Source organism: Acinetobacter sp. NigerLNRRAM0016, from assembly GCF_054112845.1.
Window position 1 is genome coordinate 38,360 of sequence record NZ_JBSYVT010000028.1, and the last position, 6,451, is coordinate 44,810.

The 6,451-nt window shown below is 36.8% G+C and carries 7 protein-coding genes; 3 read left to right on the top strand and 4 right to left on the bottom strand.

The features are described from left to right. Window positions 1–4 precede the first annotated feature (4 nt). On the top strand, window positions 5–1,015 hold the full coding sequence (locus ACWQ4X_RS14970; protein WP_024160720.1) for a hypothetical protein: 1,011 nt from the start codon (window positions 5–7) through the stop codon (window positions 1,013–1,015). 195 nt (window positions 1,016–1,210) lie between these two features. Next, window positions 1,211–1,444 carry a hypothetical protein gene (locus ACWQ4X_RS14975; RefSeq protein ID WP_024160719.1) on the top strand — a complete coding sequence of 78 codons (234 nt, stop codon included), beginning with the start codon at window positions 1,211–1,213 and terminating at the stop codon, window positions 1,442–1,444. 79 nt (window positions 1,445–1,523) lie between these two features. Here ACWQ4X_RS14975 and ACWQ4X_RS14980 read toward each other — a convergent pair whose 3' ends face one another. The 4 genes from ACWQ4X_RS14980 to ACWQ4X_RS14995 form a co-directional block, all read right to left on the bottom strand. After that, window positions 1,524–3,332 carry a zinc ribbon domain-containing protein gene (locus tag ACWQ4X_RS14980; RefSeq protein WP_024160718.1) on the bottom strand — a complete coding sequence of 603 codons (1,809 nt, stop codon included), beginning with the start codon at window positions 3,330–3,332 and terminating at the stop codon, window positions 1,524–1,526. 201 nt (window positions 3,333–3,533) lie between these two features. Then, window positions 3,534–3,863 carry a hypothetical protein gene (locus ACWQ4X_RS14985; RefSeq protein WP_005006208.1) on the bottom strand — a complete coding sequence of 110 codons (330 nt, stop codon included), beginning with the start codon at window positions 3,861–3,863 and terminating at the stop codon, window positions 3,534–3,536. Window positions 3,864–4,105: 242 nt separating this feature from the next. Next, window positions 4,106–4,567 carry an H-NS histone family protein gene (locus ACWQ4X_RS14990; RefSeq protein WP_024160717.1) on the bottom strand — a complete coding sequence of 154 codons (462 nt, stop codon included), beginning with the start codon at window positions 4,565–4,567 and terminating at the stop codon, window positions 4,106–4,108. A gap of 111 nt (window positions 4,568–4,678) precedes the next feature. After that, window positions 4,679–5,197: a DUF2726 domain-containing protein gene (locus tag ACWQ4X_RS14995; protein WP_005006211.1), complete on the bottom strand. Its 519-nt coding sequence runs from the start codon at window positions 5,195–5,197 to the stop codon at window positions 4,679–4,681. A gap of 218 nt (window positions 5,198–5,415) precedes the next feature. Here ACWQ4X_RS14995 and ACWQ4X_RS15000 point away from each other — a divergent pair, with 218 nt between their 5' ends. Continuing rightward, on the top strand, window positions 5,416–6,105 hold the full coding sequence (locus ACWQ4X_RS15000; RefSeq protein ID WP_005006214.1) for a hypothetical protein: 690 nt from the start codon (window positions 5,416–5,418) through the stop codon (window positions 6,103–6,105). Window positions 6,106–6,451: the final 346 nt, after the last annotated feature.

Sequence of the window (6,451 nt, forward strand, 5' to 3'; positions counted from 1 at the left end):
ATAAATGAGTAATCACGAACCAGATGATATGGACAACATCGGGAAGGAAGCTGAAGAAGCGCTCAAACCCCAACCCGATGATGAACATGTAAGTGAGCCTGAACAGCCGGCCAAAACAGCAAAAAAGGGCAAAAAAGTAGACATTGATGAAAACTTTTTTGCTAAGCATAAAAAGCTAATCTTGATTGGCGGTGGTGTTCTTTTCTTTTTGTTAGTTGCTGTGGTTATTTTTGGCAATCAAAACATCGAAGTTGAACGTCCACAACAAAGCGATGTTGAACTTGAAGCTCGACTGCAGAGTGAAGTTGCAAGACGAGTAAAAGAAGAAAGTATGAAATTGGCTGCTCAGCGCAATGAAATTATCGACCGTATTAGTCGTAACTTTGACTGTAACGCACCACAAGTATTCTGTCATGCACAAGATACGTCAGAACCGTATTCAACTGTCGTTTCTAGTTTGCAGAACTTCCAATTTAAGCCAGATACGCCGTATGAAGTTTACATTGAAGTCTACCCCTTGAAAGTGGATGCCCAAAACCCACAATCAAGTCAGCGTAAAGGAAGTGTTTGTAGCCCGAACAACGTGCACCTTTTCTTATGCCAAAAAATCGTAATGAAAAATCCTGCGCTTATGGCCAATCAGATCCGCGAACTATATGCGCTGCTAACGCCGTCTATGACTTATCGCTTGCAGATCAGCAGTCGTCCAATTACGCCAAGTGACATCGATCTGACATTGATTTCTACCGAACTGGACAAAATGAATGCCGATTCTGCAACTGCTAGTGAACCTGAATTGGAGTGTGTACCGCCAGATCCTAAAAAAGATCCTGTTGCGTACAACTTATACGAAACAGGGGGCATGTCTTGTCAAGACATCATGAAGGACTTAGCTTTACGTAAGACTACTACTCCAGCTGGTCAACCTGGTCAAGCTCAACAAAGTGGTGGTGAGCAACCACAATATCAACCGCAAAGTCCTGATGCATTTGGTACGCCAGAAGCAACACATTAAACATACCAATAAGAAACGGATTGATTTTGGTTAATCCGCTATTAATTGGCTTTTGGTTGAGAATACTAATTTAAGCATCTGTTTATCAAATAGATCTTAAAAAAATGAAACAATAAAATGCAGATTTATTCTGCATTTTTTAATTTTCACATTACAATAGTTTAAATTCGCAACTTTTAAGCAACCGGGTACGCTATGAACAACCCAATCAAAATTCAAGATCTGCAAGTGGCAGATTTGCCGTCCACGTTTAAGCTGAAGAAAAAACATAAAGAAGAAGTTTTTCTGAAGTACAAAGAGTTGAATGAGGCACTATTCAAAGTAGGGTACATTCCAGTGACGTTCTCAGACTTTGTGCATGCACTTATAGAAACTGGCGTAAAGGGATTTTCTGTCGAAGAATATGTCAATGCTCAATTAAACTCTTAATTTTAGAAGTCTAATTATTTTTTTGATGTCAAAAAAAAGTGGACCACATTCGTAATCCACTCCTTTATTTTTTTAACGATTAACTTTCTTTTTTGGTACCACACTGAGGGCAAAACAGCATATTGTCCTGAAGTGGTTCACCACATTTCACACAAAACATATTCTTTTTCGGTTTGATGATCACGGGTACTTGATCTGATAGATCCTGACTGTGTGTTTCAGGGTTATTCATCAATCCAAGATGTGTACCATGTGTTCTTGGTGAGCTTTTATTGATTGCGCTATTCATCTGGTTCATAGATGACATGCGGTTAATATCTACTTCAGACGTTGGGGCAACCACAATGCTTTGGCTTTTGGCAAAGTCGGCTAAATGCTCTTTCAGTACAACAGCATCATCAGTACAAGCAGTCATGCTCAAGATCGCACGGTTTTGATATTTACCGAAGGTCGTTGTGCTAATTTCAGCGTACCAGACACGTAACGTCATGGTTTCAACATTGATGACTTCTTTTTGTGATTTCACGCTGTCGTCAAGGTAACGGCCAAAGTTCATTTGAGACAATTGATAGCTACCTTTAGCCTCAACCCATATTAGTTTTGATACAAAGTCAAAACGGCTCCATAGGTAATTACCGTGCTCAAAACAAAACTTCCCTAAGATCCACATCGATACACCAAAGAAACCATAAGTGAAGTCGCTAAAATCCAGATAGCTTCCGTTATATAGACCTTTGGCAAAAATAGTCATTAATACGACTGAAGCAATAAAACTTAACAATCCAAAACTATTGAGGATGGCTAACCAGCGATACTTTTCTTCTTTGAAGCATGAGCTCAATGTCATATCACGAAGGGTATTGATTGGCACTGGTTGAGTTTCTTCTAAGATCTCACCCTCAAAAGCACCGTTTTTACTGCGAGAGTTGATAACTGGCAACTGGCGTGAATAGATTCTGTTAGGAATAGCACTTTCCCAATTCTTTTGTAGATGGCGTTCAAGTTCATCAAACAATTGCATTGGTTGGCAATTCATACTCAAACTATCCTGAACGACTCCAGCACTGGCTTGTGGTGGCTGTTTTACCATTTGAGCAATCACGGCCAAGAAGAATATCGCAATCGCAATCAGCGCTGCAATTAACGTAAAAATTGCTTTATCCATGCTTGGCAACCAAATAGGTGCAACTGCATGTTGGGTAAGGATAGGAACCAATACAGGTCCAAGAATGGCGACTAAAACCAAACCAATGACTTTAGATAAACCAATTTCTTGTGCACCTGAGTTCGGATTAGCCATAGGACGCAATAAAACAATCAAAATAATGGCGTTGTAAACAATCCCAAGCCAAGCACCTGTATTGGGTGATGCACCCACATACGCGATTAGAGCACTCACTAAGGTAATCAGAAAAACAATCGCATTTTGAAATTGAGCTTCTGCAGCGTTACGGATGAATAATGGCGAAAAAATAAGATTAGGGAACAGTGAATATAGAATCCCGTTCACTGAGCCTTTTGGTTCTTCATAAATCAAAGCGCTTTGGCGTAGGATCTCTTTAATATCGGTTGCACCAGGATAAGCACCAGTTTCTTGAATGGATAACTCCTGTGCAAGTCCGGCTGGTTGATCACGACCAAAGTAGAACTTTAGGTTTGATAAGCCTGTGGTCAGCAGTAGAGCGCCATAACTGAACATTGCTAGACCAACTATAAGCGGTGGTAGTGCAACAAATACACCGTTACTGAATAGACCTTTTGCACTGAAAATTAAGCTTAGGCCAGCCAGCATAAAAACGATGGCACCGATCACTTTAAAAATGTTTTCTATTCGGTAGGGATTAGGGAATTCAAACCGCTTATCTTGCGAGTTATATTCATATGCCATTTTTAATACTCCTTAACGCATTTATCTAATTACGTTTTAACTGGTTAATTATAACTAAGTCGTGGGGTATAAAGTTTTTTTAGTTAAAATGAATCACTGTTTTAGTTAAGTTTTAATAAGGGAATTTAAAAAGTATTTTAAAGGCGCATTAAAAAAGGGGATAACGAATCCCCTTTAAAGATGTACCAAGCTTATGTGCTGTTATTTGTTTTGATCTGCTTGTTTTTGAGCATCTGCAGCTGCAGCGTTCAGCATAGAAGACATATCATTTTGCTCGTCCTCTTTTGGTGGATTTTGTTCTGCAGTTTTTTGATGTGCATCAAAATCGTGGCCCTCAACTTTTGAAGGTTTTTCATTATCGACATAAGCTTCACGCGCTGCTTGTAGGTCTGCAGATGGATCTACTTTGTCAATTTGTTCATCTGGTTGAATAGGTTTTGATTGAGATGTTGATTCTTCTTTTTTACTACAACCAACTAAAACCAAACCTACAGATAATAAGCCAGTTAATAATAGAGTTTTGAATGACATTTAATCGCCTCCAGCGAAACATAAGCAAAGGTATAGTCACATATACTTATAATGTATATACCAAAATTTAACTAAAACTAGTCCGTTGTATAACGTGACCTTTATAAAAACGGTTTAAGTATATACCAATTGCAAATTTTCTTGTTATCGGCTGAAAGCTAATAGAATAGGGTATCGCTTAACGACACTATATAATGGCAAAAAAAAACCACCTTTTACGGTGGTTTCACTAGTTTTAAAGATTAAATCTCTTTAAGGTCTAGATTTTGTTCGCAATAACTACGTACTGCTTCTTTATCTGTAGGATCAAAACCCTTTTCAATCATTTCTTCACGTAACCATTTAATTACTTGACCGCGACCAGCCCAACGTAAGCTGTTGTTTTCACGGTGAACCCATTCATGCGTAAGCTTACGTTTTTGACGTCTTACAGGCTCAACTTTTGTGGTATCAATGTGGTTGTTTTTTAGATATTCGCTAAGTGTATGGATGTCCACAACACCATCGGCAGTAATTTTTTCTGAAATGATTGCATTAATGGCACTAACAGCATCGTGAAAAGCTTTATTTTCTTTAACGACTAGTTGTTGTTGAAGTTCTTCAATATAATTCTGAAGTTCAACAGGTGACATTTGAGCAACATTTTCTGGTTTTGATACATTTAACATGTCATTAGTTCCAGTATTGCGAGTTAAGTTATTCATGATTAAACCTTTAGAAATATATTTGAAAATTAATTCAAAATATCTCTTACGACAAAACCATTTTTACACATTTACATTATTAAAATCAATTAGAGTTAATCGTATTTATACCTAAATATACCTTGAAATGGTTTTTCTTATAACTTTTATGTCGGGAATTTCCTTAAACCTAATGACAGGAATGCCAGCACTCTTCAAAAGCTCGTCACGCCTTTTATCTTTATCCTGGGTATATTTATGATAATGCCCATCAAGCTCAATAGATAATATAGGATTGTAGTCTTCATCAACAATCAAATAGTCCACGTAAAGCCTAGAAAACTGATTTCGGGTACTTATGTTTTGCGTGGTCATAAAAGCACTCATGCTTACTTGCACCAAAATGTTGCGTGATGGAATGACCTGTTCTAGTGCATCAAGCATTATAATCTCGTCTTTTGTAAGGACTTTTTTAGATACAAGCTCCTGATTCTTTTGAGGCTTACGATAGCCTTTTTTTGAATTCTTTTTGGCTTTAGTTTTAGGTTTGCGAAATACGCCACATAAAGCAAAAACAAACTTATACACTATATAAAACAATAATGAATAAATTATGGACTTTAACAAAAAGGAATTTAAAATCGTTTCCATAAACCTAATACACAACAAATTTTAAAGGGTGCTTAAACTTCTTAAACATATTAGATAGTTTTAACGGTGATTGATACGAATTAACTAAAAATGTTTAAGGACTATTAGTGATGCAATGTTAAAAATAGTATAATCTTGTAAAGACAGCTTAGAAGTAGTTTTAAAAGTAAAACTGGTTCTCACAAATAACACCGACTATTTCACTGGAAAAGTTTAAAATGGTATTTAATAAACGTACTTTAGCTTTACTGATTGGTACAATCTCGCTATCAGCACACCTCTATGCCAACAACACAACCGTTAAAGTCTCACAAACTCCAATTGTATCATCTTCACCAATTCCCTTAGTTAAAGCGAATGCAATTGAACAATACTATATCAATGTTAAACATCGCTTTAATGGTGCGGAATTTGAACAACCGCCTCGTAAAATTAAGAGCATTAAACTTAACTTGAATGTTATTAATAACGGGGAAGTGGTTTTAACGGCGCACGAAGCTGATAAATCCAAGCTGGAAGACTATTTACAGCAAAACCCTAAAAACTCGGAACTATTGGCCAGTTACGTTGCTCGTATGATCAATTACAACCACGGCTATACGGTTCCTGAAAACAAGGGTAAATACAGCAAGTATGCAAGTACGACTGTATATGAAGCTCTTCTTGATGAATTGAACTATAACTTCGCAACTACGCCAGTAGTATCAGTAGATAGCTATGCAAGCCAACAACAGCTTGAATCTGCTTATCTATACATCCTTTCTCGTTTAGATCCACAAGAAAAAGCGGTGTTTTGGCAATTTGTGAACACATACAAAGTAGGGGATAAGATTGAGATCCCTGAAGGTACTGTTATAGCAGATGTCTTGAACACTTATAAAATCCAATTGAATTTTAAAGCGCCTTAATCACTAAACAGGTAAGGAATATTTAGGAACAAACTATATTATTTTTTTAAAGTTATTTTTTACCTGTTCCTATATGTATTCGCCTTTTTATGTTTCCTCATGGTATTGGGTGTTTTATTCATTATTTTGGTGTGAGTTCTAATTAACTATGCGACATTCCAAACAACCATGCGATAAGGCTTGCTCAAGGGAATTTAGATGAAAAAAACAAATGTCCATATCTTCATTTGGAAATTTGTAATTGGATTATTCTTTTTTAGTTTTCTTATGACTTATGTTCACTCAAATGCTGAAATTACAAATTTATCAATGTTGTTTTATGGGTTTAAGGTAGGTCTGTGGTTTG